Origin of the sequence: Capnocytophaga sp. CM59 (assembly GCF_000293175.1) — a bacterium.
Lineage (GTDB): Bacteria > Bacteroidota > Bacteroidia > Flavobacteriales > Flavobacteriaceae > Capnocytophaga > Capnocytophaga granulosa.
In genome coordinates this window covers 68,687-87,954 of the sequence record NZ_ALNN01000003.1, presented here as the reverse complement: position 1 = coordinate 87,954, position 19,268 = coordinate 68,687, and the positions used below count along the sequence as shown (strand labels likewise).

The following is a 19,268-nucleotide window of genomic DNA, read 5'->3' as shown; positions in this document are numbered from 1 at the left end:
TTTATTTTTATTTGTTAATAATTTCTCCTAAACTAAGTACAAAGTATCTTTTTCCTTTTTCTGCACCCCATTCGCTCTTTCCTATACCTTGGGTGATACTTTTTAGTTTTATTGTAAATTGTGGGGCGTTGGTAGCATACCCATTACGAAAGATGACCTTATCGTATGTTTTTCCCATAAGTCGCTTTTCCCAGTAAGGTTTGATTTCTCGGTATTCTTCCTTCTTCTCTCCTGAGAGAATGAGGTCAAACCAGTTTTTCTTGAGTGTAAGGTGTAAATATTTCATGTTCTATTTCTTTATTTTAAATGTCCAAATTCTGTCTAATATTCCAAACTTTACAAACGTTATAACATCTCTTTTTGACTATAAAACACTGATTATAAACAGTTTTGAAATGTCCAAATTCTGTCTAATATTCTTCTATTTTAATCATTAAAAACTACATACACAGCCGTCAGTTGTTTCAAATGGAAAGGATAGCTGTATGGGTTCTTGGGCTAACTTTACCAAGTCTTCTATACTCCTACGATCCCTAAACATAGTACTCTGATAGGTGCTTTCCATTTCCTTAAACCAATCAATAAAGCGGGTGCCGTATCTGATATTATCTATAAGGTTAGGAGTACTCTTTTTCCAACACAACTCGCAATTGCCAAACTTATTATGTATTCCGAGTTTGAAAGGTTGGCTATCCCAAAATTTGTTGAGTTCCTGCTGTCCTATAGGCACTTCAAAGTCTGTCAGCAGCGGAAATATACGCTTAGTGTCGACTTTTATCTCTGCCCAGCTAATACGCTTGGGCATATCCTCCTTGCGGTAACCAATAGCTAATTGATAGCTATTCTTTCCAAATACATCATCGGCAAACTTCTTACTTGGGAGGCTTTTAAGGTTCTCAGAGCAATAAGGAGCTTTCATATTGGGTAACCCACTGAATATGCCTTTATTCTTATTAGCTATCATTTGGGCAAACACTTTAGCCTCCATGTCCATAGTGTCAAAATCTACTACCTTATAGCCTACTCCTACACCTTTCTCCGTGGAATATACCCCCTCTATGATTGTAAGAGGAATTTTCCAGTACTTCACTATATTCTTCAGAAAGTCAATGGTTTCGGGTCTTTCCATTCCTGTATTGCAGAAAACAAAGGCTTTATTATAATCAGCATATTTGGGGTAGGTCTGTATATGCCGAGCCATATGTGCCGAGCTGCGCCCTCCTGATACGGTTACAAGTAGGTTTTTCATTCATCTTCGTCTTTAAAAATTACTCGTTCACCTTTTAGTTTTTGTTTATATGAGTAAAGAATTTTGGCTAATGTCTCTACAATAATTTCTATAGTTTTACCAGCTTCTCCATCTTTTCCTAAATAAAATACATCTGTTAGCATATCTATTTGAGCATTATTTAGCCCTGTTTTTATATGTGTAACATACTGATTATTTCCTTTCTCTACTAACTCAATAGAGAGTGCTCCTAATATTCTATTTTTTTTCATCTTTGATAAATTTTCTATTAGACATTTTAATTGTGTTAATTTTAATAATTACTTAAAGAAACCATACTTCTGTACATTTTGTCCTTAGCCCTTTCCAATTCAGTAATTTCAGAATTTTGCATTAAAATAGCATTTAATTCTTTTCCTTCTTTAAGAGCTTTATCAAACTCATCTTTTGTAATTTCTTCTAAGTCCTTTTCATCTTTCATTGTTCTTTTAATTTCTGTTTTCATTGTTCTGTTATTTTTTCTAAATCGGACACAGCTACCAGAGTAGTGTATTTACCAACCCTTACTCTGTATATACAGTTTTCGTAAATCATATTAATGCTATTAATGCTAATAATAACACCTTCTATATTCTTAGAGATTATTCTTACTTTGTCATCTTCTTTAAAGCGAACTTCTTCTCTTTTTTTGTTTTGTTTCATGGTTCTGTAATTTTTAATCGTTTTGCTATTAATTCTACTATATCCACGGTTACGGCATTGCCAATGAGTTTGTAGCGTTGGGTACGAGCTATGGACTTGATTGTACCATTATAGTCACCATATTGTGTCCAATTGTCAGGAAAACCTTGTAGGCGTTCGCATTCTATTTCTGTAAGACGTCGCATTCTATTAATTGCATAGTTACTATTATGTCTTGTCAGTGATGGACTTATTCCCTTTTCGTCAAATACTCTATTTTGTTGGTAGGGCTGTCTGCCATTGGATTCTGTGGAAGGGTTTATTTGTATCACAGTCATGTCTGAGTGTAATCCTCCTGAGTGTCCGCCTCCTGTAAGGGTGCTTGCTTCCTTGGGAATGATATAGGTGTCGTCAGTACTCATCCTACCATTTGCTTTGAGAGTGGTACTAATCGGGGCTTGTGATTGACTTTGCGCTTTTGTTGTAGGAGGGAAATCATTTTTTCCGATAGGAAATACTCCTGGGACACTTCGTCCTGCAAGATGTCCGATAAGGTATATCCGCTCTCTATTTTGGGGTAGCAGCCACTTTGTATTAAGCAATTGCAATTCAAGTCTATAACCACCAATGTTGGCAAAGGCTTGGAGAATTGCCCAAAAGTCTGCGCCAGCATTTGAGGAGAATGCTCCCTTAACATTCTCCCAGACAAATACACTTGGTCTGATGTCAGCAATGAGGGCAATTGCGTGCTGGATAAGGCTACTTTTGGAGCCTGCAAGCCCCTTTCTTCTTCCAGCAAGTGAAAAATCTTGGCAAGGCGATCCAAAGGTGATAATATCAATTCCTGTAAGGTCTGTGGATCGAATAGTGGTAATGTCTCCGAGGTTGATTGCATGGGGAAAATTGTATTTATAGTTTGCGATTGCGTGTTTGTCTATCTCACTAAAATAGTGCTCTGTAAATTGGTAGCCTGCCCGCTGAAATCCGAGCGAAAAGCCACCTATGCCGCTGAACAGGTCAATGATTTTCATGTCTCATTTTTTCATAGTTTTCATAGATAAATCCTAACAAATTTAGATATTCGATATCTATTAATTCTTCCGAGTAGGTCTTTTCTTTTTTGAACTTTGTTGCGCAATTAATATGAAGTAAATTGCCTTCTTCACTTATTCCTGTAATTTCAACAATACTATATCCTCTATAGTATTTGATATAATCTTCTATAAGAGCAAGAAAATTATCTTTTTTTCCAAATTCTATCATTTTCATATTTTTATATTTAATTCAACTATTTAAAAAGGTTTTATATTTGTAAACTTAGAAGTAGGCATATTTACTCTGTAACGTTCTGAAAGAATGCCTCCATGTCTGTTTTTCTGTATAATAACTTCTACTTGGTTATCTGTCAATTCATTATTGTATTCAGGCACATCCCAGGTCTTAATATTATAATATTCGGGGCGATAAAGAAAAAGCACCTCATCTGCATCTTGCTCTATGGCTCCTGAATCTCTTAGATCCGATAGTAGAGGACGTTTATCGTTGCGTTGTTCTACATTTCTTGATAGTTGAGAGAGGGCTATTACAGGTATATTTAGATCCTTGGCAATTCCTTTTAGACTGCGGGAGATGTAAGATATTTCGTTTTCCCTATTCTTAGCTTTCTCATAAGTGATTAGCTGTAAATAATCCACAAAGAGAATATCTATATTATGCTTGAGTTTCATCATTTTAGCTTTAATTTTTAGGTTTTCTATGGATATAGCCGAGGTATCATCTATATGTATATTCATTTCCAATAGATTAGGTTTCATTTGTATATATCGTTGTACTTCTATATCTTTCAATCCTTTCCTGAGAATGGATGAGTTGGGTATATCTGTATAATTGGTGATGATCCTGCCCGCTATTTGCTCTGCGGACATTTCCAATGAAAAAACTCCTACAGACTTACCTATCATAACCATATCCACCACTTGTTGTACTAAGAAAGCCGTTTTACCCATCCCAGGGCGACCCGCCACAATTGTAAGATCTGAATTTTGCCAGCCTCCGAAAGCCTTATTAATGATAGCAAGTGAGCTTTCAAGTCCCATAGGTTTCCCCCTCATGATATTTTCAAAGTTCTGCTGTACCTTCTCTACGAGTTCTGAGAACGGCTTTTGTTGCTTATTATTTTCGATGAACTTATCTACAAATAGAGTATCAAAATATTCAAAGGCTTTATCTCTAATATCCATTATATCCCTGTCTGGGTCGTTGGCAAAGTGCAATAATGTAGAGAATTTAGTGATAAAGTCCCTCTTTACAGCGTTCTGTACCAAAACCATAAGGTGAAATTCCATGTGTGCAGTAGTCGTTACCTTGGATGTCAATTCTACACAATAAGGAGATAGTTCCTTGGATAGACCTCTCTTTCTTAGTTCCTTACTTATCAGTAGTAGATCCACAGCCTCATTCTTGTTCCAAATGTCCATTATCACCTCAAAAAGTGTCTGATGAGCAGGTGCAGAAAATAAAGACACATTGAGAATGGTATAATATTTCCCTATTAACTGGCATTCTACAATAAGATTTCCCAGTACTCTTTGTTCTATCTCTATGTCTATAGTATCATTCATTGTACGTTGATTTAGGTCTGTTTATTTTAGGAATATTAAAAATATTTCCTTGATTAGAATTTTTCAAATAAGGCATGGTACTTTTCAAGGTTGATTTCCAATTGAGGATAGGTTTACCATATCCATTTACCCAATTATTTTCATTCCACGTTTCATATTTTGTTTTTAGATGAGGTATTAAACTTTCCTCATATAACTCTAATGTTTTAGCATATTCAATGAATTCCTCAAGAGTAGGAGTCTCTATATTTAGTTTAGGTTTGCTCTGTTTTGGAGGTGGTGGAGGCGTTGCTACAGAAGATGCTGTAGGTGGTACTTCTATAGTAGGAGATGTATCTATAGCTGGCACTATCACTTCTTGAGATACTTTTTTCTTTTCTGCAACAGGAAGCTCTTTATTGCTTTTTCTGACACTATAATCAAGAATTATTTTATAGAATGTAGGATAGCCATTGGTGATTTGATAACTAATAAGTCCCAAGTTCCGCAATATATCCTTGTTTTTCCTTATAGTATTTCTATCCATTTTTAGCTTTCTATTTATTTCTATATCAGAAAACTCAAAGTCTTTTTGCCCTTCTACATCCCATTTTTCCAACAAAAATAAATAGAGACTTATAGCAGACGTGTTCAAAGGACATTCCTTTACAAATAACCAAAATTTTCTTATTAATTCGAGATATTCCATCATTTCTTATCTTTAATGTTATTGAATAGCTCTAAGGCCTTGTCCTTATCTATGATTATCATCTTTCCATTTTGGAATATAGCCTCATCCAAAATTCCTGATGCCTTTATTCTGCTTGCTTTTGAGCGAGAACATCCTAATGTCTTAGCCAATCCTTTAATACCATATTCATACTTACTATTCTTTGCAGAAAATAAAAGTTTTATTTGTGCGTTTTGTAATTCTAAGAACTCGCCTACTGTTAGTTTAAATAGTGGTGTATCATTATCCATAGTTTAAAATACTTTTATTCCCTTATGATAGCCGTTCCAGTTTTTAGGAGGATACAGCTGTTTATTCCTTAATAGCTCCCGAAGTACTTCTACCTCATCTAATAGATCTTGGGAGACTTCCTTTAATTTCTTACGTTGTTCTTTCTTTGCTTGCTCCTCCTGACTACCTTGTAGCATACCAATGAGTGTTTGTTTGTCAGTATCTGACAAATCAAACTGGGTTATGGTATTATATGCTATTTGTACAAGAGGGTTCATGAGATCCATTTAACGTTTGAGTTCGTATATCATTGTTTCAAGTTCGTGACGAAGTTTGTTTTTATTGAGTAATGCTTTGTGATAGAGTGCCTGTACAATCTCAGGGTTATAGGTATTATAATACAGAACACTCTTTACTGTATTCTTATTAAAGCCATATTCTTTGGCCACAGCTACTAAATCTCCCTTGAGTAGGTTGGCACGGATAAGGTCAAATAGCTCTAGCTGCAAGTCTTTATTTTTATTTGAGGGAAGTAGTTTGCCTTGGAGGGCTATTTTTTCCATTTCAATAAAATATCTACGCGCTTGCTTGCCTTTTTCTGTTTTCTCTACCATGGAGAGTTCTTTTGCCATGTCAAGGGTCAGAGCATATTCTTTTGAAGGGCGGCCTCCATTGGAGTTTTCGCCAATTTGGGCGAAAACCTCATAGTCCTGATTTTCTATAAACCCATATTCTTCTATACGTCCTTTTATCCAATTGGAAAAGTCCCTACCCACCTCTAAGAATTGGTGAAGTTCTCTGGCGGATACAGCTCTTTGGCCATCCCTTTCTGTGATTTTTATAAGCTCATTCATAATTCTGTATTTTCTATATATTCCAATAAAATATCTCTATTTTTCATTCCCATTTGTGAAATGAAAGACAACCACAGATAAGGTGATATAATATCTTCTGCTGGAATTTTATCATACAACCGCTCATATCTTTCTTGGAGGACTTCTTTTAATTTCATAAGATCCTCTTGGGGTATCTTCCCTTTAAAAATGTCCTCTATTGTGTCTATGATATCTTCGTGTTTTAAGAAGAAAATAACCTTAAAAAATTGTTCCCTATTCATTTTTTATGTCTTTTATAATGTTCTGACTCTCAATATAATCACTAAAGATTTCTTCCTCGGTATAGCCTTGTTCTTTGTAGAACATCACGGCTTCCCAGAGTCTGAGTATGCGGCTATCCCTGTTCCTGCGAATAGAACTTAACAACGATCCCTGCTGAATGCCTATTTTCTTAGCAAGCTCCATACTGAAGTTATTATCTGTCAGTATCTTTTCTGTAATAGTGTCACTAATTTTCATTTCATTTCAATTAAATTTGATATTATTTTTTCTATTAATTTTTCTCTCATGCATTTCTATACCAAAAGGTATATATAAGCCAACTAAATAGATAATAGCGAGTTTCTGTATATTGTAACTCACCAATTTTATTTAGGTGGTAATACTTCTTAGTTTTTACAAACTCAGTACTCAATTTTTCTAAGGTTGGGGCTATGACTTTCATATTTTTTTATTATTTTTGCAACTTGATTTATACTTGTAATTGTAAGTATATTTATACTTATATTTCTGAGTGCAAATATATAGATTATTCTATAAATAACAAAGAAAAATATAGAAAATTCTAATTTATTTTATAAACAATTTTATATGACTGAAAATCAAAGACTTAAAGAGGTTCAAAAAGAACTTTCTTTTGGATCACAGGCTGAATTTGCAGAGTTTCTAGGCATAAAACAAGGGAGTTTAAGTGATATTTATAGAGAAAAAAAGGGAGTTGGCGTATCCGATTCTATAAAAATGAGATTAGAAAAAGAATATTCTATAAACATCAATTGGTTGGAAACAGGAGAGGGGGAAATGATTAAGAAAGAAGTAAATATAGATAATTCTCATGTTAAGGCTAACAATAGTGTTGTCGGCAATAATATAACAGGGAATAAAGGTAATGTAATTATATCTTTTTCTAATGAGGATATATCTAAAATCATTGAGTTACACAAAGATTTAACAGAGAGACTAAAAACAAGCCAAGAACAAATCAATACATTATTAGAAATTCTAAAAAACAAATAAGATGAAAAAAATAATATTTCTTGCAGCACTACTATTTAGTGCTTTTAGCTATAGTCAATTAAAAAAAGTTGAACTAACTCCTGATGAGATAGATTTTATTGCTAATAATAAGGCTAATATATTAGGAGAAAGCTTAGATAACAAGGATTTTGATAGGATAATGAGTTTAAATAACACTATTTTCGTTTTTGAGATTCTTTATAAGGACAAACCTCTATATACAGGAACTATCAATAAGTGGTATTACAAATATGATCTAATGGGAGATACCCAAAGAAAGAAAATTAGTTTTTGTTTTAGATATTCTGATTTAGATAATGATATTATCACTGAACTATTGGAAAGTAAAACTTGGGACGCTGAGAAAACGGATACCTCAAAGTATATATGCAAAGCTAACCATGAACTTTTCACTCTTAATAAAAGCAAGAAATATATTCTCAATGATGTGGTAAAGGATAAGATAAAAGTAAAATTGTATAAAATAGTTGAACAATAAAAAATATAGTGCAAATGATTGATTTGCACTATATTTTTAGCTATAAACCGAGTATATAACCGAGTATTTTTATTGGAGATTTGATAAGTAGTAAAATAATAATTACTTGATTATCAATTATTATTTTAGTGTGGTTTAAATTGTGGTTCCGAAGGTCGTGGGTTCGAGCCCCATACTCCACCCAGAACTCCTTATAAGTTGTAGCTTATAAGGAGTTTTTTTTGTAAAGTGAATACTTCATGGGTTCTCTTTTAGGGATTAATAAATTGTCAAATTAATTTTTTTATCTCAAAAAAACATCGTAACTTTGCACAAGAAAAAAACAACAACATGCAAGTAGATTTTACTTTTCAAGAATATTTAGGCTTTTTGGCCTTTTTAGGTATTGCTACTATGGGATTTTGGCTTATGATTTTCTTGCTTTCCTATGTAGTACCTTACTGGGTATTTGGTGCTGCTATCGAACGCTTTAAGGAAAGTCGTGCAGCTAAAAAACAGCAAAAACAAGAGCAAGCTGCCTAAAATATCTCTATTGCAAAAGCCTACTCTTACAGGGGTCACTCCTCTGTAAGGGCTTTCGTGTATCTATACTAAACCATTTATAATATGATGAACTCCACTACAAAGAAGCTCATTGACCGTGTTCCCTTACTGAACAAGCTAGTGGCTTTGCTAAAGCGTATCCCACTGGGCAAGGGACAACAATTTTCCTTATATGACCTTTTGGAACTCTATACCATTGGGATTGTAAGGGGGGCGCTTACCTATAGAGCAAGTGCTATTTCCTACAGCTTCTTTGTTGCGATTTTCCCCTTCCTCTTGGTGGTCTTGAACCTAATTCCTTATATTCCTATCAATGACTTCCAACAGGATTTTTGGGCATTCTTAGACAATCTACTCCCTCCTGGCACGCATCATTTTTTTGAAGACATCTTCATGGACATCGCAGGCAAAAAGCGTGCAGGCTTGCTCTCTACCGTTTTTATACTTTCTATCTTTCTCACTACCAACGGAATCAATGCCGTTTTTGGAGGCTTTGAGTACTCCTATCACGTGGTGAATACCCGTGGAGTAGTAAGGCAATACTTTATCTCCATGGGAGTGGCCATGCTACTGGTGGTACTGATACTTTTTTCGGTAATCTTCTGGCTTGCCTTTGAGTACATCAGGGGAATGCGTATCTTTGAGTTCTTTGAGGGCAATCCGTATTTCTTCCCTTTGGTCAAGAAAATATTCTTTATTTTCATCACCTATCTCTCGGTTTCTATTCTCTTCCATTTTGGTTCGCCCCAGAAAGGTATGCGCTTTTTCTCTGCAGGTTCTTTCCTTACCTTAGTGCTTTTTATTCTTACGACCTATGGTTTTGGAATCTATATAGAAAACTTTGCTCAATACAACCAACTCTATGGCTCCATAGGGGCACTGCTGATCTTCCTACTATATATATGGCTCAATGCTACCATTCTCCTTTTGGGCTTCGAACTAAATGCCTCCCTGATGAAACTTCATCTTTCATCAAAAAGTGAAGAACAGAAAGTCATTGATACCAACCACTAACAACGAACCACTAACTACTAATTACCATAGCGTTAAAGTCCCTTAAATATCTTTTTATATTCCTTTTTTTTTCTATCTTTGCGAAAAATCCACAATTTTTAAGATAAAATGATTATACAAGACTTTAGCTTTGGTAACTTCCGTTCTTTCAAGGAAATACAAACACTAAGCCTGACGAAGGCCAAACTAACCTCTAAAAAAGATAAGGCTTTAGAGGGCACAAATACTTTTGCTCACCTGAAAGAATCGTTTCTGAAATCAAAAGTTCTCTATGGCGCTAATGCCAGCGGAAAGAGCAACTTGATAAAAGCCTTGTCTGTCTTTCTGAAAATCATCTCCCAATCGGTCAAGGATGAAAAGGTACTAGAGCGCATCAATAGCTTTAGGCTCAGCGCCGACACCATGGAACAGCCTTCCTTCTTCCAAATGATTTTTTGGATAGATGAGAACAAATATCGCTATGGCTTCCAAGCAAGCGACAAGGCTATATGCTCCGAATGGCTCTATGAGAGGAAAGGCAAAAAAGAAACTTGCTACTTTATCCGCGAACAGAAGGGGATAAGCTATCTGAATGAAAACTTCTTCAAGGAAGGTGACATATACATGGGGTTAGCACAACAGGAGGACGGCAGTAAGGAGTTTCTATTCCCTACAAGCCTTTTCCTTAAGATGCTGGCCTCCTTTCCTTTTGCCAAAATCTCAAAGAGTATCATTGAGGGCTTCAATCAGATCAAGATTCTCAGCGGTTTGGGCGATGCTACTATGGCCGCTTATGCGAGAGAGGCCTTGCGTATCCCTCAGAAGAAGTCTTTTATGCTGGAGGTACTCAAGCGTGGCGATACTTCAGTGGAGAAATTGGGCTTTTTGGAACTCAACAACGAACCTTCTGAAAACATGGAAGCCCCTAAGAAGCGCTCCGTATTGCTTTCGGCTAAGAAATTGCGCGGCGGGGTAGATGAGGACAAGATTCCGCTTTCTCTCTTCGCCTTTGAGGAATTCGAATCCGAAGGTACCCAACGACTTTTTGAGTACGCTGCCTACCTATATGATGCTTTCTATGAAAAGAAAATCCTCATCATAGACCAATTTGACGCTCTGCTACACCCTCTACTGGCTAAAAAACTCGTAGCCTTATTCAACAGCTCAGCCAATGAGCAAAGCCAATTTGTCTTGACTACCAATAATACCCAACTACTTTTGGACAACCTGCTAAGGCGCGACCAGATTTCTTTTGTAGAGAAAGACAAAGAAGGTAGTAGCCACTTATATGCCTTAGCTGAAATAGCTGGGGTTAAAGGCGATACCTATGAACGTGATTACTTGCATGGCAAGTATGGAGCTACTCCTATAGTAGGTGATTTTAATGAACTTTTTGAAAATTAAACCATGGCTAAAAGAAGAAAAACAAACCCCAAACAAACCAAGGCTATCAAAGCCTCCCGATATACCCGACAAACCGTCTCCCCTGCTATTACCCCCGCATGGGAATTGGTGAAGGATACTTATGAATATACGGAGAAAAGAACCCTGCATAAAACTATTTTGGTAGTATGTCAAGAGCAGGCAGAAACCTACTATTTTAAGCATTTCCCCCTTACCTCTCTGGTGGTGGTAGGCCTAAGCGGTGAGCAGTGCACTCCTTTGCAAACGGTGCTCTATGCTCAGGAGGTAGTCAAGGAAATGCACTATGACTTTGATGAAGTGTGGTGTGTGTGTGATGCTGCCCCCTCCGAGGCAAATAATCTAGAAGCAGCTGCCAAAAAAGCAAATGCTCTGGGGTACAAGCTTGTCTATAGCAATGATAGCTTTGACCTATGGGTATGGCTGCACTATGGAGATCCTCAAGAGGATTATGCCTCTGCCCTGAATGAGACACTACAGATAGATCCAGAAGAAGGAAAGAAAGCGGATTTCTATAAGCTGCTCTACAACCGATTGGAAGAGGACGAACGAGCTATACGGGCAAAAGCCATCGCGCGCGCTAGGAAACTATACTCCCTACAAGAAAAACGCGCCTATGCTGACCAAGATCCCCTTACCAATATATACCAACTCGTGGAGAGACTCTCTTCTTAATGACTCAATTTCGCAAGTTGATGCAGATAACGCTTTTCATTTGTTGAGGTGACTATTTAGTTATATATCCATTAACTTTGGAAAACGGGAGGGTATTCAATATTTTTTCTAAAAGAGGACAAAGATGATCTCTGTATATACAAAGACCTTGCTATAAGACTAATAAAACCAATCCAATACCCCACAAACACTAACCCTATAATGCTTGCGTTTTTTGTCTATTAAAAAATAAATGTTTATCTAAAAAATAATTCCTATCTTTGTACTCTAATTTAATATTAATAATTATGGGTATTATCGCAACACTTATTATTGGAGCCATCGCTGGATGGCTAGGAGGAACTATCTACAAAGGTAGTGGATTAGGTCTTATTGGGAATATCATTGTGGGTATTCTTGGAAGCGGCGTCGGGTCTTGGCTTTTAGGGAGTGTGTTTAACATCTCACTTGGAGAAGGTTGGATTGGTGCTATCTTGACAGGAGCTATTGGAGCTATTGTTATTTTATTCTTGATAAATTTGATATTTAAAAAGAAATAATAAGCAATGAAGAGCAGATATTTTAGTATCTGCTCTTTTATTTTTTAAAATTCTCCCATCTGATAAGTGAAAAGCCCCGAAATAAAATATTTCAGGGCTTTTCCGTAGACGTTTTCTTAGAATTACCTTTTTGCGTTAGCAGTCCAAGTCTTTCCATCTGTAGTATACAGAATGTACAATGAAGATGCCGTTATTCTAATTATTTTTAGACCATCTTGAAAATCAACGTTTACTAAATTGTTATCTCCTTCTTTTTTGAAGCTAACTCCTTTTAGGTCTTCAATTCCATCTGAAAAACGGAAATAATAATCATTCCCTGCTTTAACAACTGTTACAGAACCATTGTCAAAAGATTTTTTCTCATTCCCTTTTAAGTAAGAAATACTACCTTTGTAGGTTCCTACAAAAAGGTCATTGTCTGCTGGGTCATCTTTCTTGCTACAAGAAATGGATGAAAAAGCTACTATTGATAAACAAATCAAAGTAACTAAAGTGAAAATTTTTTTCATGATTAAAAAATTTAAAAATGATTAATGTTAAGTTATTTTTTAGCCTCTTTTTTAATAGAAGCCAATTTTTCTTCTAATAGACTAATTAGGTCTTCAGATTTATAGTTCGATTCTGATAAAAGATTGTCTATCTTTTCTTCCAAAGATCCTTTTATCTCCAATGATTTTTGACGCAAATTCTTGGTAAGACTTTCTAGTTGTTCTTTCAATTCATCAACTTTATCGCTTACAGAATCTTTAATTTTTTTACGTGTGTTTTTTCCTTTGTCTGGGGCAAAAAGAATACCCAAACCTACTCCTACAGCTGATCCAGCTGCTAGTCCTAATAATGTGTTTGCTATCTTTGACATAATTTAAAAAATTTAATTTATATCTCTTTTTAAATTCTAATACAATGCAAAGTTACGAATTAAAAACGATAAAAACAAATTTTAAATCATTTTTGTCGTAAAAAGATACAAAAAATAAAATTTTAGACTGAGATATCTATAAATATCACCTTTTACTTTCCACACAGATAGCCAAGAGATCATAGCGCTTGGGTATAGCTTATTAGTTCTTATCTTTTACTTTTTATTTTCTAAGGAACTTCCACTGTATTGATAATCTTATTGATAATCTCTACAGAGGTGATGTTTTCAGCTTCCGCCTCATAGGTAATTCCGATACGGTGACGTAATACATCAAAGATTACCGAACGTACATCCTCTGGAATCACATACCCACGATGGTGTATGAAAGCATGACACTTGGCCGCTACCGCCAAGCTGATACTACCACGAGGCGAAGCGCCAAACTGTATCAGCGGACTAAGTTCAGCCAACTGGTATTTTTCAGGATAACGGGTAGCGAAGATAATATCAAGGATATACTTCTCTATCTTCTCGTCCATATATACCTCATAGGCCACCTGCTGGGCGTGTAGGATCTGCTCCAAGGTCACCACCTGATTCACAGAAGGTTGTGTGCCCTTGAGGTTGTTGTGCATGATCTGCTGTTCTTCTTGCAGCTTAGGATAGTCTATGACCACCTTGAGCATAAACCTATCCACTTGTGCCTCAGGCAGAGGGTAAGTACCTTCCTGCTCCACAGGATTCTGAGTGGCCATCACAAGGAAAGGCTTGTCTAGAGAAAAAGTCGTATCTCCTATAGTTACTTGCTTCTCCTGCATGGCTTCGAGTAAGGCTGATTGCACTTTGGCAGGTGCACGGTTGATTTCGTCGGCCAAGACAAAATTGGCAAAAACAGGCCCCTTCTTGATAGCAAATTCGTTCTGTTTAATATTGTAGGTCATCGTACCGATCACATCGGCAGGAAGCAAATCGGGGGTGAATTGTATACGGCTGAAAGAACCATGTACCGCCTTGGCAAGGGTATTGATAGAGAGGGTTTTAGCCAACCCTGGCACCCCTTCCAAAAGAATATGCCCCTGACCTAAGAGACCAATGAGCAAGGCATCCACCATATGGCGTTGGCCTATGATGACCTTGGACATCTCTGCCGTAAGGGTTTCTACAAATACACTTTCGCGCTCTATTTTTTCATTGATTTGACTGATATCAACACTCATAATTTTGTAATTTTCTTACATATCGTTTCAAGACGCTAAATTATTATTTTTTTCTTGATTAGCGCGTTAAAAGAAAGTGAATTTCTCTTTTCACTTTTCACTCTTCACTTCTATACTTGACTGGCTCTCAAAGGGAATTACCTTTCCTTTTTGGTGAGAGAGATCGCCTTCTACTTCGGTTTCTCCAGAGAGGGTTTGCTTGGCAGTGGCTTTTTTGATCCATTTGGTAGCAGGCTCAAGCCATATCTCTATATCGGTTTGACCATTCATGGTAAAGAATACATATTGCCCTTGCTGGAGGATTACCTTCTCGTGATTGGTAGCCATCACTGCTTTCCCTCGGATATAGATATGCTCAGGGGTTACCTCCTGTAAGGTATATTGGGTTTTTACATTTACATTCATCTCCTTGGAAAGGAAAGAGGTAATCTCCCACTGCTCCCCTACCGCTACCCTTTGGCGAGGCAAGACAGAGAGCACATTGGAGAGGTTGGACTGTAGTGTAGTCTCGGCAAAAGCCGCTTCCAATTGTGCTTGTACCTGTTGGCGCTCGAAGGGAGTCAAGGGGTTTTCCTTGGCATGCTTTTTCTCCAACTGCTTCATAGCGCGTTCCATAAGCGGTTTTACAGGGTCTAATTTTACAAACTTCCCCTTTACGCTTAGCTCCCCTTTGAATGGCTGATTGCAAAGTTCCTTAGCTGCTTCGTTGGTATATTCTGGAATTTTCTCCAAGGGCATGTTCTTACCTTGTACTTGGGTTTCCATTTGCAAAGTAGCCTCTTCATAGCGCAAGGTTACAGGATAGATTTGCTTGTCTTCCTTGCCAGGGGTAAAGCTCAGGCGTGTGGTACTGACCGCCTTGGCTGCTACGTCCAAGTTGTCCACCCGCTGCTTGGACGATACTTCCGTAACTACTGTAAGCCTATAGGCTTGTTTAGGCTTCAAGTCAAGACTCAAATCCACTGCTTGAGACCAGCCTAAAAAGGGTACAAATAATAATAAATATTTCATAATCAATGAGATAACAAAGCAACGAATAAGATTATCCAATGCTTATGGTTATAGGGGCAAAGATAGTGAAATAATGACAAATGACAACTCACTTTTCATCAACATATCCAGCCCCAAGTATTCGCTGGCTTTATTTTTCACGCTTCGCTATTATTGTCGCCATCACTACTGCAAGTACCACCCAAAAGAGTTTCCACCAAAGCTGTTGGGGAGTCTCTTGTTCCTGCTGCTGAAAATGGTGCTGGTATAGCTTTTGGTGTTGCTGCTGATGCACCTGCTGGATTTGCTGTTGGTCTTGGGCTTGCTGTTGGGTTGCTCGCTTGATTTTTAGAGAGAGATGCGGGGCGCGCATGACCACCTTATGTGCTTTACCCTGCTTAACCTCCGTAAAGGTAGCAAGCGCGGGAAAGGGCGAGAGCGTGTCGGTAGGGGGTGCTATGCCGCCTATGTCCATATCCCATTCCATCTCTTGCCATTGGTCAAGGGTAAGCGTTTGGTTTCGTCTCTCTTGACTATATTGGACAAGGCTATCGTGCTGCTGAATTTGTGCAGTGCTTTGGGTATCTCGGTGTGTGGTCTTGCAAGCTGCAAAGAGCAGGAGCAAGGCAAAAAAACATATAAGTCTCATAAATAAGGGGTTAAGAAAGTTGGTCAATGATTATTTTGAGTTTGTAGGCATACTTGGGATCAGTGGCATAGCCTGCGGCGGCAATCTCCTCAGCCAAGCGATATGGGTCGCTCTTGTAGCGCATTGCCTTTTGGTAGCGAGGGTGCTGACTTAGCAGGCGAGCATGGTCGGTAAAGGACTCTTCTGGGCTGTTATACTTGCGGAACCAATCGCGTACCTGGCAGTAATACTGGCCATTGGCAGCTCTTCTCACACTTATAATTTCAGGGAAATCCTCTATCTGAGGCACTGCCGGCAGCACCTCTTGGGTTCTTAAGAGTTGCCGCTTTTCTGGAGGTGTGGTAGCAGAGGCCTTTATGCCAAAAAACATATTGCCAGGGGCATACTTCCCCCAACCTGTTTCCAAGGCTGCTTGAGCGAGTATAAAAATTGCTGAAATTCCCGTCTTTCGCTCACTCTCCATGGCATACGGGAGATATTTTTCTTTGAAAGTATTCATTTTTTACTTTTTACCTTTTACTTTTTTATTTTTTACCTTTTACTTTTTTATTTTTTACCTTTTACCTTTTTTTAAATTCCCACTACAATTGTCGCTACATGTTGGTGTATTTCGGGTAGTGGTGTAAGGCTTTGCTTGAGGATCATCAGGTGCGGCTTGGCGCCTTGCCAAGAGGCACGAATGGCTGTGATGACCTCCGAGGCTATAAACCGCAGGCGATACCGAGCCGAGATATACTGGGTGCCCTGTACCCCCTTATACACGTATACATCAGGCACATAGACGAGGATTTGCGCCACACCTGTAGTGGCTCGCTCTTGTACGGTCGGTTCCCTATCCTTGGAAAACTGACACTCAAGGCATTGCAGGACAATATCTTCCTTATAGGAATCCTGTGGACGATCATTGCCTAAGTAGATATCTCCGGTAAGTCCCAAACGGTTTTTGATATCATATTGGGTAAGTAGCTGATACAAATGGGTTTCTACATCAAAGGTTAGCATATTCAGTTACGTATTAAGTCTTTGTTTATCACACCCACAATCGGGAATGGAATTGTCCGATGTCGCACTTTTGGACACTGCCCATAAGTCGTACCTCTTTGCCTTCGGGGTCATCGCTCACAAGTATTTGTGCACCCACGGGCAGACGCGCTACCCCTTGGGGAAAGTAGATAACCGAGGCAAATCGGTGAAACGAAGCATTGCCCTTTTGGACATGGTGATAGAGGCTATTGGCCAAGGGTACTTCCTGCCCCTTGCTATTGACCTCCTCTCTACAGCGACAAAGAAGCACAGGCACCATGGTCGTCTCCGTCCAAGTACCATCAGCACGCCGCTGCGAGGCTGTTGTGGTCATCACAAAAAGATAATGGGGATACTTCATGTTACCATATTTCTGCTCTACTTCTTAGTTTGGGCGCGTGGGAAGGGAAGAGCACATTTTTCTCTCCCAGTTCGTAGCATAGGGCAGTATAGTAAGCCTCTATGGCCTGCAAGTCCCAGCTCTGTGAGAAAGCACCTTCGGTACGCTTATAAGAGGTAGAGGCTAGTATAAGCGAAAAATAACAATAGATCGCCCTATCACAGCGCACTATCTCCAAGTCCCCCGCGGGGGAGAGTTGCCCCTTCTTCAGGAGCAACTCTATGGTCTGTGGCTCTATCCCCATAGGAGATAGGCTCAGGGTCAAGTATTCTAGATTAGTCATCAGTTGTTAGTTGTTAGTGATTAGTTGTTAGTCACTTGTCACTTGTCATTAGTCACTTGTCATTATATTAGTTTTTATTCCAAGTCGTATTATTTACCTGCATAAGCAGAGAGCGTGCAGCCAAGTTCCACGCTGGAAAGAGGTTAGCAACCCCTTCGGTGATTTCCTTCACGGGTGATTCTTGGGAATACTTCTTAATGAGGGTATGCCCATGAAGTGCCCTGAGCGCATTGGAGGAAGGCATCTTCATATCTATAGGCGTTTTCCAATAGGTGTTGCCCAAGACCTTACTCTCGGAGAAGAGAATTACATCATCTTCAAAAGGATTCTGGGTCTTGTGTTCTCCAGAGGCCGCCTGCAAAGTGATTTCTTGGTCTATCACGATGATCTGTAGCCCACGATAGGTTTCGGCATGCTTAGCCAAATAAGCATTGACTGTACTAAGGTCAGGTGCATCGGCAGGGGACGCCCCTACGGCATAGGGCAGACAGCGCTTGCCTACTTCCTCTTGGGAGGCCAATTTGAGGAAGGTATCCACATTCATAAAAGCATACTTATAGCTCACCCCATGCTTTTGTTGTCCTAAGCGTATCGCCCTAGGTAAGTCCTTGGTTAGGGGCTTACCTGCTGTACCGTTGTAAGAGGCCTCTACCCCTATCTTCTGTTCCTTAGGAATTTGGTAGTCCATCTCATATTGGCTGACAACAGAAAAGTTGTTTTCTTGATCCAAGGAAAATTTCCCCAAGGAGATTTGTCGCAAGGCAATCCATTCGGCACGGGCGGCGATTCCATGCCAGCAGTATTTGGTATCATCTGCCCAGAACTGCACCAAGGAGAGCATATCGGGGTTTTGAGCCGACATGGCTACCATCAAGTCATATTCGGTAAGCTCGTCCTCATTTTTCTCCCGTGCTATGGAGAGCTTAGGAATATCCCCTTGGAGCTTGGCCAAGTTCTTACGCACCTTGGCAGGCACCGATGCCCCACGTGCCACTATATCGGCCGCTACCCTAAGACCCGATTGTGCCTCCAGCATACGCCAAGAGAGCGTAGAGGTTTCCCTAAGAGGAAACAAAGTAGGATAATAATACTGTTCGAGGTTGTAACTATTTACAACAGCTTGCAAGTCGGCCTGATTAAGACCCACCATAAGAGAAGAATTTATCATATAAGTTTTGAGTTTTAAGTTTTGAGTCTCTTGTCATTAGTCACTTGTCACTAGTCACTAAATAAAGCTTATCAGCTTGAGTTGTTCTCTGAGTGTTTTGGCTATGGGTTGGGAACGCTCTTCCTTGACTACTCCTATGAGCCAAGCGGCGCAGTATAGGTCACCTTCGCGAGGGACAAGTGTCGTATGGGCAATCAAGGCCACGGGTGCTACCTTAGGGATTTTGTTATGACCTTCGCTGGCAAAAAGGGGCGTATCCTTAGGAATATCCACAGCAAAGGCCTGTTCCAAGGTCAGGGTATCATACTCGGCATGTTGCTTATTAACGGCAGCAATCCGCTGTCCATCAGCTATATCTGCCGCTATATAGTCTCCTGCCAAAAAGTGGTGCCCCTTGGCCACC

At 38.8% G+C, this 19,268-nt stretch carries 32 protein-coding genes; 7 read left to right on the top strand and 25 right to left on the bottom strand.

The features are described 5' to 3' along the window. Nucleotides 1–7 precede the first annotated feature (7 nt). The 14 genes from HMPREF1154_RS00725 to HMPREF1154_RS00660 all read right to left on the bottom strand — a co-directional run bounded on the left by HMPREF1154_RS00725 (nt 8) and on the right by HMPREF1154_RS00660 (nt 6,825). Nucleotides 8–286, bottom strand: a complete 279-nt coding sequence (locus HMPREF1154_RS00725; protein WP_009640599.1) for an ASCH domain-containing protein — start codon at nt 284–286, stop codon at nt 8–10. Between the two features lie 147 nt (nt 287–433). Then, on the bottom strand, nt 434–1,249 hold the full coding sequence (locus tag HMPREF1154_RS00720; RefSeq protein ID WP_009640521.1) for a phosphoadenosine phosphosulfate reductase: 816 nt from the start codon (nt 1,247–1,249) through the stop codon (nt 434–436). Continuing rightward, nucleotides 1,246–1,500, bottom strand: coding sequence for a hypothetical protein (locus HMPREF1154_RS00715; protein WP_034566573.1), 255 nt, complete (start codon nt 1,498–1,500; stop codon nt 1,246–1,248). The genes HMPREF1154_RS00720 and HMPREF1154_RS00715 overlap by 4 nt, the downstream gene beginning before the upstream one ends. Before the next feature lie 41 nt (nt 1,501–1,541). After that, complete coding sequence (locus HMPREF1154_RS00710; RefSeq protein ID WP_034566571.1) at nt 1,542–1,733, bottom strand: hypothetical protein; 192 nt, start codon at nt 1,731–1,733, stop codon at nt 1,542–1,544. Further along, nucleotides 1,730–1,930: a hypothetical protein gene (locus HMPREF1154_RS00705; RefSeq protein ID WP_034566568.1), complete on the bottom strand. Its 201-nt coding sequence runs from the start codon at nt 1,928–1,930 to the stop codon at nt 1,730–1,732. Before HMPREF1154_RS00705 ends, HMPREF1154_RS00710 begins: the two co-directional genes overlap by 4 nt. Further along, nucleotides 1,927–2,940: a DNA cytosine methyltransferase gene (locus tag HMPREF1154_RS00700; RefSeq protein WP_009640623.1), complete on the bottom strand. Its 1,014-nt coding sequence runs from the start codon at nt 2,938–2,940 to the stop codon at nt 1,927–1,929. Before HMPREF1154_RS00700 ends, HMPREF1154_RS00705 begins: the two co-directional genes overlap by 4 nt. Continuing rightward, complete coding sequence (locus HMPREF1154_RS00695) at nt 2,927–3,178, bottom strand: hypothetical protein (RefSeq protein ID WP_034566567.1); 252 nt, start codon at nt 3,176–3,178, stop codon at nt 2,927–2,929. Before HMPREF1154_RS00695 ends, HMPREF1154_RS00700 begins: the two co-directional genes overlap by 14 nt. A 23-nt stretch (nt 3,179–3,201) precedes the next feature. Continuing rightward, the gene (locus HMPREF1154_RS00690) at nt 3,202–4,530 is read right to left on the bottom strand and encodes a replicative DNA helicase (RefSeq protein WP_009640636.1); all 1,329 of its coding nucleotides are present in this window, start codon (nt 4,528–4,530) and stop codon (nt 3,202–3,204) included. Beyond that, nucleotides 4,523–5,221, bottom strand: a complete 699-nt coding sequence (locus HMPREF1154_RS00685; RefSeq protein WP_232211948.1) for a transcriptional regulator — start codon at nt 5,219–5,221, stop codon at nt 4,523–4,525. Before HMPREF1154_RS00685 ends, HMPREF1154_RS00690 begins: the two co-directional genes overlap by 8 nt. Beyond that, nucleotides 5,218–5,490, bottom strand: coding sequence for a DUF3853 family protein (locus HMPREF1154_RS00680; RefSeq protein WP_009640641.1), 273 nt, complete (start codon nt 5,488–5,490; stop codon nt 5,218–5,220). The genes HMPREF1154_RS00685 and HMPREF1154_RS00680 overlap by 4 nt, the downstream gene beginning before the upstream one ends. Nucleotides 5,491–5,493: 3 nt before the next feature. After that, the gene (locus HMPREF1154_RS00675) at nt 5,494–5,748 is read right to left on the bottom strand and encodes a hypothetical protein (protein ID WP_009640557.1); all 255 of its coding nucleotides are present in this window, start codon (nt 5,746–5,748) and stop codon (nt 5,494–5,496) included. 9 nt (nt 5,749–5,757) lie between these two features. Then, nucleotides 5,758–6,324 carry an antA/AntB antirepressor family protein gene (locus HMPREF1154_RS00670; protein ID WP_009640595.1) on the bottom strand — a complete coding sequence of 189 codons (567 nt, stop codon included), beginning with the start codon at nt 6,322–6,324 and terminating at the stop codon, nt 5,758–5,760. Beyond that, entirely contained in the window at nt 6,321–6,587 is a 267-nt protein-coding gene (locus HMPREF1154_RS00665; RefSeq protein ID WP_009640640.1) for a hypothetical protein, read from the bottom strand. Before HMPREF1154_RS00665 ends, HMPREF1154_RS00670 begins: the two co-directional genes overlap by 4 nt. After that, nucleotides 6,580–6,825, bottom strand: coding sequence for a hypothetical protein (locus HMPREF1154_RS00660; RefSeq protein WP_034566565.1), 246 nt, complete (start codon nt 6,823–6,825; stop codon nt 6,580–6,582). Before HMPREF1154_RS00660 ends, HMPREF1154_RS00665 begins: the two co-directional genes overlap by 8 nt. Before the next feature lie 351 nt (nt 6,826–7,176). Between HMPREF1154_RS00660 and HMPREF1154_RS00655 the strand changes: the two genes are divergently transcribed. From HMPREF1154_RS00655 to HMPREF1154_RS00625, 7 genes are all read left to right on the top strand, one after another. Next, a complete protein-coding gene (locus HMPREF1154_RS00655; RefSeq protein ID WP_009640578.1) occupies nt 7,177–7,602 on the top strand; it encodes a bacteriophage CI repressor protein in 426 nt (141 codons plus the stop codon). Nucleotide 7,603: 1 nt separating this feature from the next. Beyond that, entirely contained in the window at nt 7,604–8,101 is a 498-nt protein-coding gene (locus HMPREF1154_RS00650) for a hypothetical protein (protein ID WP_009640646.1), read from the top strand. Nucleotides 8,102–8,431: 330 nt separating this feature from the next. Further along, nucleotides 8,432–8,623: a hypothetical protein gene (locus tag HMPREF1154_RS00645; protein ID WP_009640574.1), complete on the top strand. Its 192-nt coding sequence runs from the start codon at nt 8,432–8,434 to the stop codon at nt 8,621–8,623. A gap of 84 nt (nt 8,624–8,707) precedes the next feature. Next, entirely contained in the window at nt 8,708–9,658 is a 951-nt protein-coding gene (locus HMPREF1154_RS00640; protein WP_009640647.1) for a YihY/virulence factor BrkB family protein, read from the top strand. A 108-nt stretch (nt 9,659–9,766) separates the two neighbouring features. Continuing rightward, nucleotides 9,767–11,041: an AAA family ATPase gene (locus HMPREF1154_RS00635; protein WP_009640569.1), complete on the top strand. Its 1,275-nt coding sequence runs from the start codon at nt 9,767–9,769 to the stop codon at nt 11,039–11,041. Nucleotides 11,042–11,044: 3 nt separating this feature from the next. Further along, a complete protein-coding gene (locus tag HMPREF1154_RS00630) occupies nt 11,045–11,734 on the top strand; it encodes an RloB family protein (protein WP_009640633.1) in 690 nt (229 codons plus the stop codon). A 287-nt stretch (nt 11,735–12,021) separates the two neighbouring features. Continuing rightward, nucleotides 12,022–12,273: a GlsB/YeaQ/YmgE family stress response membrane protein gene (locus HMPREF1154_RS00625; protein ID WP_009640582.1), complete on the top strand. Its 252-nt coding sequence runs from the start codon at nt 12,022–12,024 to the stop codon at nt 12,271–12,273. 122 nt (nt 12,274–12,395) lie between these two features. Here the strand turns inward: HMPREF1154_RS00625 and HMPREF1154_RS00620 are convergent, their stop codons facing one another. From HMPREF1154_RS00620 to HMPREF1154_RS13650, 11 genes are all read right to left on the bottom strand, one after another. Further along, entirely contained in the window at nt 12,396–12,782 is a 387-nt protein-coding gene (locus HMPREF1154_RS00620; protein WP_034566564.1) for a hypothetical protein, read from the bottom strand. A 32-nt stretch (nt 12,783–12,814) separates the two neighbouring features. Beyond that, nucleotides 12,815–13,132 (bottom strand): YtxH domain-containing protein, encoded by a 318-nt coding sequence (locus tag HMPREF1154_RS00615; protein ID WP_009640522.1) that lies wholly within the window; start codon nt 13,130–13,132, stop codon nt 12,815–12,817. 230 nt (nt 13,133–13,362) lie between these two features. Next, nucleotides 13,363–14,352, bottom strand: a complete 990-nt coding sequence (locus HMPREF1154_RS00610) for an AAA family ATPase (RefSeq protein WP_009640612.1) — start codon at nt 14,350–14,352, stop codon at nt 13,363–13,365. Nucleotides 14,353–14,442: 90 nt separating this feature from the next. Continuing rightward, on the bottom strand, nt 14,443–15,363 hold the full coding sequence (locus tag HMPREF1154_RS00605; RefSeq protein WP_232211947.1) for a DUF6263 family protein: 921 nt from the start codon (nt 15,361–15,363) through the stop codon (nt 14,443–14,445). A gap of 130 nt (nt 15,364–15,493) precedes the next feature. Further along, complete coding sequence (locus HMPREF1154_RS00600) at nt 15,494–15,991, bottom strand: hypothetical protein (protein ID WP_009640583.1); 498 nt, start codon at nt 15,989–15,991, stop codon at nt 15,494–15,496. Between the two features lie 10 nt (nt 15,992–16,001). After that, complete coding sequence (locus tag HMPREF1154_RS00595) at nt 16,002–16,490, bottom strand: glycoside hydrolase family 73 protein (RefSeq protein ID WP_009640609.1); 489 nt, start codon at nt 16,488–16,490, stop codon at nt 16,002–16,004. 71 nt (nt 16,491–16,561) lie between these two features. After that, the gene (locus HMPREF1154_RS00590; protein ID WP_009640545.1) at nt 16,562–16,993 is read right to left on the bottom strand and encodes a hypothetical protein; all 432 of its coding nucleotides are present in this window, start codon (nt 16,991–16,993) and stop codon (nt 16,562–16,564) included. Between the two features lie 28 nt (nt 16,994–17,021). Continuing rightward, complete coding sequence (locus HMPREF1154_RS00585) at nt 17,022–17,375, bottom strand: hypothetical protein (protein ID WP_009640585.1); 354 nt, start codon at nt 17,373–17,375, stop codon at nt 17,022–17,024. 1 nt (nt 17,376) lies between these two features. Then, nucleotides 17,377–17,697 carry a DUF6706 family protein gene (locus HMPREF1154_RS00580; protein WP_034566562.1) on the bottom strand — a complete coding sequence of 107 codons (321 nt, stop codon included), beginning with the start codon at nt 17,695–17,697 and terminating at the stop codon, nt 17,377–17,379. 67 nt (nt 17,698–17,764) lie between these two features. Then, nucleotides 17,765–18,865: a major capsid protein gene (locus HMPREF1154_RS00575; protein WP_232211946.1), complete on the bottom strand. Its 1,101-nt coding sequence runs from the start codon at nt 18,863–18,865 to the stop codon at nt 17,765–17,767. A gap of 57 nt (nt 18,866–18,922) precedes the next feature. Further along, nucleotides 18,923–19,267: a hypothetical protein gene (locus HMPREF1154_RS13650; protein ID WP_009640649.1), complete on the bottom strand. Its 345-nt coding sequence runs from the start codon at nt 19,265–19,267 to the stop codon at nt 18,923–18,925. Between the last annotated feature and the right edge of the window lies 1 nt (nt 19,268).

Coding starts and splice junctions, on each gene's coding strand:
- HMPREF1154_RS00725 (WP_009640599.1), bottom strand. CDS start 286: ATGAAATATTTACACCTTACACTCAAGAAAAACTGGTTTGACCTCATT.
- HMPREF1154_RS00720 (WP_009640521.1), bottom strand. CDS start 1,249: ATGAAAAACCTACTTGTAACCGTATCAGGAGGGCGCAGCTCGGCACAT.
- HMPREF1154_RS00715 (WP_034566573.1), bottom strand. CDS start 1,500: ATGAAAAAAAATAGAATATTAGGAGCACTCTCTATTGAGTTAGTAGAG.
- HMPREF1154_RS00710 (WP_034566571.1), bottom strand. CDS start 1,733: ATGAAAACAGAAATTAAAAGAACAATGAAAGATGAAAAGGACTTAGAA.
- HMPREF1154_RS00705 (WP_034566568.1), bottom strand. CDS start 1,930: ATGAAACAAAACAAAAAAAGAGAAGAAGTTCGCTTTAAAGAAGATGAC.
- HMPREF1154_RS00700 (WP_009640623.1), bottom strand. CDS start 2,940: ATGAAAATCATTGACCTGTTCAGCGGCATAGGTGGCTTTTCGCTCGGA.
- HMPREF1154_RS00695 (WP_034566567.1), bottom strand. CDS start 3,178: ATGAAAATGATAGAATTTGGAAAAAAAGATAATTTTCTTGCTCTTATA.
- HMPREF1154_RS00690 (WP_009640636.1), bottom strand. CDS start 4,530: ATGAATGATACTATAGACATAGAGATAGAACAAAGAGTACTGGGAAAT.
- HMPREF1154_RS00685 (WP_232211948.1), bottom strand. CDS start 5,221: ATGATGGAATATCTCGAATTAATAAGAAAATTTTGGTTATTTGTAAAG.
- HMPREF1154_RS00680 (WP_009640641.1), bottom strand. CDS start 5,490: ATGGATAATGATACACCACTATTTAAACTAACAGTAGGCGAGTTCTTA.
- HMPREF1154_RS00675 (WP_009640557.1), bottom strand. CDS start 5,748: ATGAACCCTCTTGTACAAATAGCATATAATACCATAACCCAGTTTGAT.
- HMPREF1154_RS00670 (WP_009640595.1), bottom strand. CDS start 6,324: ATGAATGAGCTTATAAAAATCACAGAAAGGGATGGCCAAAGAGCTGTA.
- HMPREF1154_RS00665 (WP_009640640.1), bottom strand. CDS start 6,587: ATGAATAGGGAACAATTTTTTAAGGTTATTTTCTTCTTAAAACACGAA.
- HMPREF1154_RS00660 (WP_034566565.1), bottom strand. CDS start 6,825: ATGAAAATTAGTGACACTATTACAGAAAAGATACTGACAGATAATAAC.
- HMPREF1154_RS00655 (WP_009640578.1), top strand. CDS start 7,177: ATGACTGAAAATCAAAGACTTAAAGAGGTTCAAAAAGAACTTTCTTTT.
- HMPREF1154_RS00650 (WP_009640646.1), top strand. CDS start 7,604: ATGAAAAAAATAATATTTCTTGCAGCACTACTATTTAGTGCTTTTAGC.
- HMPREF1154_RS00645 (WP_009640574.1), top strand. CDS start 8,432: ATGCAAGTAGATTTTACTTTTCAAGAATATTTAGGCTTTTTGGCCTTT.
- HMPREF1154_RS00640 (WP_009640647.1), top strand. CDS start 8,708: ATGATGAACTCCACTACAAAGAAGCTCATTGACCGTGTTCCCTTACTG.
- HMPREF1154_RS00635 (WP_009640569.1), top strand. CDS start 9,767: ATGATTATACAAGACTTTAGCTTTGGTAACTTCCGTTCTTTCAAGGAA.
- HMPREF1154_RS00630 (WP_009640633.1), top strand. CDS start 11,045: ATGGCTAAAAGAAGAAAAACAAACCCCAAACAAACCAAGGCTATCAAA.
- HMPREF1154_RS00625 (WP_009640582.1), top strand. CDS start 12,022: ATGGGTATTATCGCAACACTTATTATTGGAGCCATCGCTGGATGGCTA.
- HMPREF1154_RS00620 (WP_034566564.1), bottom strand. CDS start 12,782: ATGAAAAAAATTTTCACTTTAGTTACTTTGATTTGTTTATCAATAGTA.
- HMPREF1154_RS00615 (WP_009640522.1), bottom strand. CDS start 13,132: ATGTCAAAGATAGCAAACACATTATTAGGACTAGCAGCTGGATCAGCT.
- HMPREF1154_RS00610 (WP_009640612.1), bottom strand. CDS start 14,352: ATGAGTGTTGATATCAGTCAAATCAATGAAAAAATAGAGCGCGAAAGT.
- HMPREF1154_RS00605 (WP_232211947.1), bottom strand. CDS start 15,363: ATGAAATATTTATTATTATTTGTACCCTTTTTAGGCTGGTCTCAAGCA.
- HMPREF1154_RS00600 (WP_009640583.1), bottom strand. CDS start 15,991: ATGAGACTTATATGTTTTTTTGCCTTGCTCCTGCTCTTTGCAGCTTGC.
- HMPREF1154_RS00595 (WP_009640609.1), bottom strand. CDS start 16,490: ATGAATACTTTCAAAGAAAAATATCTCCCGTATGCCATGGAGAGTGAG.
- HMPREF1154_RS00590 (WP_009640545.1), bottom strand. CDS start 16,993: ATGCTAACCTTTGATGTAGAAACCCATTTGTATCAGCTACTTACCCAA.
- HMPREF1154_RS00585 (WP_009640585.1), bottom strand. CDS start 17,375: ATGAAGTATCCCCATTATCTTTTTGTGATGACCACAACAGCCTCGCAG.
- HMPREF1154_RS00580 (WP_034566562.1), bottom strand. CDS start 17,697: ATGACTAATCTAGAATACTTGACCCTGAGCCTATCTCCTATGGGGATA.
- HMPREF1154_RS00575 (WP_232211946.1), bottom strand. CDS start 18,865: ATGATAAATTCTTCTCTTATGGTGGGTCTTAATCAGGCCGACTTGCAA.